This is a genomic window from Arhodomonas sp. KWT (genome assembly GCF_010993615.1).
Genome location: NZ_WNXE01000012.1, coordinates 42893 through 46799 on the forward strand (window position 1 = coordinate 42893; position 3907 = coordinate 46799).

Annotated in this window: 4 protein-coding genes; 1 reads left to right on the forward strand and 3 read right to left on the reverse strand. The window is 69.5% G+C overall.

Annotation, left to right across the window (positions count from 1 at the left end; translation table 11 throughout):
- The 3 genes from G7A99_RS04390 to G7A99_RS04400 all read right to left on the reverse strand — a co-directional run.
- The coding region (locus tag G7A99_RS04390; RefSeq protein ID WP_163139015.1) for an acetyl-CoA C-acyltransferase at positions 1-1084 on the reverse strand (1084 nt) is incomplete at its 3' end.
- Positions 1085-1150: 66 nt separating this feature from the next.
- Complete coding sequence (locus G7A99_RS04395; protein WP_163139016.1) at positions 1151-2314, reverse strand: isovaleryl-CoA dehydrogenase; 1164 nt, start codon at positions 2312-2314, stop codon at positions 1151-1153.
- A 69-nt stretch (positions 2315-2383) separates the two neighbouring features.
- Positions 2384-2896: a MerR family DNA-binding transcriptional regulator gene (locus G7A99_RS04400; protein ID WP_205599733.1), complete on the reverse strand. Its 513-nt coding sequence runs from the start codon at positions 2894-2896 to the stop codon at positions 2384-2386.
- Between the two features lie 81 nt (positions 2897-2977).
- Here G7A99_RS04400 and G7A99_RS04405 point away from each other — a divergent pair, with 81 nt between their 5' ends.
- Complete coding sequence (locus G7A99_RS04405; protein WP_163139017.1) at positions 2978-3817, forward strand: universal stress protein; 840 nt, start codon at positions 2978-2980, stop codon at positions 3815-3817.
- Positions 3818-3907 lie beyond the last annotated feature (90 nt).

The window sequence follows — 3907 nt, forward strand, 5'->3', positions numbered from 1 at the left end:
GCCTCGCCCCGGAGCAGCCGATGGGGTGGCCCAGGGCGCAGGCACCGCCGTTGACGTTCACCGCCTCGTGGGGCAGGCCGAGCTCGTGCATGGCCGCCATGGTGACCACGGCGAAGGCCTCGTTGATCTCGAAGAGGTCGACGTCGCCCGTTTGCCAGCCCACGCGCTCGCACAGGGTGCGCATCGCCCCCACCGGCGCGGTGGTGAACCAGGCCGGGGCCTGGGCATGGCCGGCGTGGCCGCGGATCACCGCCCGGGGGGCGAGGCCGCGGCGCTCCGCCTCGGAGGCGCGCATGAGCACCAGCGCGGCACCGCCGTCGGAGATGGAGCTGGAGTTCGCCGGTGTCACCGTGCCGTCGCGGCGGAAGGCCGGCTTGAGAGCGGGGATGCGGTCGATGCGTGCCTGTCCCGGCTGCTCGTCGGTGTCCACGCGTTCCTCGCCGCCGCGGCCGGTCACGGTGACCGGGGCGATCTCGTCGGCGAAGTCGCCCTCGGCGATGGCGCGGTTGGCACGGTTGAGTGACTCGATCGCGAAGGCGTCCTGGGCCTCGCGGGTGAAGCCGTAGTGCTCGGCAGTGTCCTCGGCGTAGGTCCCCATCAGCCGCCCGGGATCGTAGGCGTCCTCGAGGCCGTCGAGGAACATGTGGTCGAGCACGCGCCCGTGGCCGAGACGGTAGCCCGAGCGGGCCCGGTCGAGGAGGTAGGGCGCGTTGGACATGCTCTCCATGCCACCGGCGACCAGCACGTCCGCGCTGCCCGCGGCGATGAGGTCGTGGGCGAGCATCACGGCCTTCATGCCCGAGCCGCAGACCTTGCTGACCGTGGTGCAGGGCACGGACTGCGGCAGCCCGGCGCCGATGGCGGCCTGGCGGGCCGGTGCCTGGCCGACGCCGGCGGGCAGGACGTTGCCCATGAAGACCTCGCCGGCGGCATCCGGCTCCAGGCCGGCACGGCTTACCGCCGCGGCGATGGCGGCGGCGCCCAGCGCCGGGGCACGCAGGGCGGCGAGCTGGCCCTGGAAGCCCCCCATGGGGGTGCGTGCGGCACTGACGATGACGATGGGGTCGCTGGCGGTCTCGCGCATGACCGGGCCCTCGCGGTTGGTGTCGCTTCGGTGTCGGAGCGGCGGCCCGCCCGGCGGGCCGCCGGCTCAGGCCGTCTCGCGGAAGAGTTCGCGGCCGATGAGCATCCGCCGGATCTCGCTGGTGCCCGCGCCGATCTCGTAGAGCTTGGCGTCGCGGAGCAGCCGTCCGGTAGGGTACTCGTTGATATAGCCGTTGCCGCCGAGGATCTGGATGGCCTCCAGCGCCATCTGCGTCGCCTTCTCGGCGGCGTAAAGGATCGCGCCGGCGGCATCCTTGCGGGTGGTCTCGCCACGATCGCAGGCCGCGCCGACGGTGTAGACGTAGGCCCGGCAGGCATTGAGTGTGGTGTACATGTCCGCGACCTTGCCCTGGATGAGCTGAAACTCGCCGATGGGTTGGTCGAACTGGCGGCGCTCGTGGATGTAGGGGACCACCGTGTCCAGACACGCCTGCATGATGCCGAGGGGACCGGCGGCGAGCACGGCGCGCTCGTAGTCCAGGCCGCTCATGAGCACATGCACGCCGCGGTTCTCCTCGCCAAGCACGTTCTCCGCGGGGACCTCGCAGTCGCTGAACACCAGCTCACAGGTATCCGAGCCGCGCATGCCGAGCTTGTCGAGCTTCTGCGCCGTGCTGAAGCCGGGCATCCCCTTCTCGACGATGAAGGCGGTGATGCCGCGCGGACCCGCCTCCGGGTCGGTCTTGGCGTAGACCACCAGCGTGTCGGCCTCCGGGCCGTTGGTGATCCACATCTTGTTACCGTTGAGGACGTAGCGGTCCCCCCGGCGCTCGGCGCGCAGGCGCATGGAGACCACGTCGGAGCCGGAACCGGGCTCGGACATCGCCAGCGCGCCGACGTGCTCGCCGGTGACCAGCGGCGGCAGATAGCGCTCGCGCTGGGCGGCGCTGCCGTTGAGGCGGAGCTGGTTGATGCAGAGGTTGGAGTGGGCGCCGTAGGACAGCCCGATGGAGGCGGAGGCCCGGCTGATCTCCTCCATCGCGATCATGTGGGCGAGGTAACCCATCGCGCTGCCGCCATAGGCCTCCTCCACGGTAATGCCGTGCAGGCCGAGTTCGCCGAGTTTCGGCCACAGCTCGCGGGGGAAGTGGTTGTCACGGTCGATGGCCTCGGCGCGTGGGGCGATCTCGCCGGCGGCGAAGTCGCGCACGGCCTCGCGGAGCATGTCGATCTCCTGGCCGAGACCGAAATTCAGCCCGGGCAGCTCCATGGTCTCTCTCCTCCTGCGGGTCTTTGCGGCAATGCTATTTGACGTTTACGTAAACGTCAAACCCGGGCCTCACCCGCCGACACCCTCCCGCCGGTGCTTGCTGTCCAGGATACGGCGACACCGGCCCATGGAGTCCTCGAGCTCGCCGAGGGCGTCCTCGAGGTCCTGGCGCTGCTGGAGGAAGAGCTGGCGTTTTTCCTCTAGGATTTCGAGGTAGCGGGCGAGCTGGCGCTCCTCGCCGTGGGCCGAGTCGTAGAGATCGAAGACTTCCTTGATCTCCGCCAGGGTCATGCCGAGGCGTTTGCCGCGCAGGGTGAGCTTGAGCCGGGTGCGGTCGCGGCGGCTGTAGATGCGCTTCTGGCCCTCGCGCCGGGGGTTGAGCAGCCCGCGGTTCTCGTAGAAGCGGATCGCCCGCGTGGTAACGTCGAATTCCCGGGCGAGCTCGGAGATGGTGTAGGTGGTCGCGTTGGGCAGGGCGTCTCGTTCGCGTAGCTGCATTGCGGACGGCTCAAAGTTTTCGTTTACGTAAACGTCATAGTAAATGAGCAGGCCGCATAATAACAGCGGCTTGATCTGGATCATCCGGCTGGTCGCCGCAATGATAAATTCTGACGGACGGGCGGACTGCCGTCGAAATTCCGTTATTTCCAGGAGGTCAGGACCATGGAACTGCGCACCCTGTTGCTGTTTGTCGATGAATCCGCGGAGTTCGAGCGCCGGGCGCGGCTTGCCGCCGAGCTGGCGGCGAAGTGGGATGCGCACCTGGTCGGGCTGGCGGTCGCCGACGTCATGCTCGTACCGGAGTTCGTTCCGACCCAGACCCTGGAGAGTCAGCTCGAGCTCGCCGGCGAGCGCAATGAGCGGCTGCGCCAGCGCTTCGAGCAGCTGGTCGGAGGCCGGCAGCTCGTCACCGAGTGGCGTGCCACCGACACGGTCAGCGCCGGCGGCACGGTCCTCGACGTGCTCGCACGCCATTCACGGTATGCGGACCTCGCGGTCGTCGGTCAGCCGGATGTCAGTGACGTGCGCTCCGCGGTGCCGCGGGACCTGCCCGGGCAGCTCTGCCTGATGAGCGGGCGGCCGGTGCTGGCCACGCCCTATGCCTGGCGCGAGCAGCCCATCGGCCGACGAATCCTGGTGGCCTGGGACGCCGGCCGCGAGTCGGCACGCGCGGTCTCCGACGCGCTGCCCCTGCTCAAGGCGGCGGACGAGGTGAGGGTGCTCGCGCTCACCGGCACCAGCCGCGATGCGGCCCACGGTGAGCAGCCGGCGGCCGACATCGCCACGCACCTGGCGCGCCACGGCGTTAACGTCGAGGCAGCCCATCAGAGTCTCGGGGACCTGGACGTGGCCTCCGCGCTGCTGTCCGCAGCGAGCGATTACGGTGCCGACATGATGGTCATGGGGGCCTACGGCCGTGCGCGGATGCGCGAGATGGTCCTCGGCGGCGCCACCCGCGGCGTGCTCGAGAGCATGACGCTGCCGGTTTTCCTCTCCCACTGAGCAGGAGGCGAATACGCCATGTCCTGGAAAGATCTGCTGGTCTACGTCGACGAGGGGGCAGCGCTCGACGATACTCTCTCGCTCGCTGCC

Excerpts from the sequence above, each read along its gene's own strand:
- G7A99_RS04395 (WP_163139016.1), bottom strand. The coding sequence starts at position 2,314 with ATGGAGCTGCCCGGGCTGAATTTCGGTCTCGGCCAGGAGATCGACATG.
- G7A99_RS04400 (WP_205599733.1), bottom strand. The coding sequence starts at position 2,896 with ATGATCCAGATCAAGCCGCTGTTATTATGCGGCCTGCTCATTTACTAT.
- G7A99_RS04405 (WP_163139017.1), top strand. The coding sequence starts at position 2,978 with ATGGAACTGCGCACCCTGTTGCTGTTTGTCGATGAATCCGCGGAGTTC.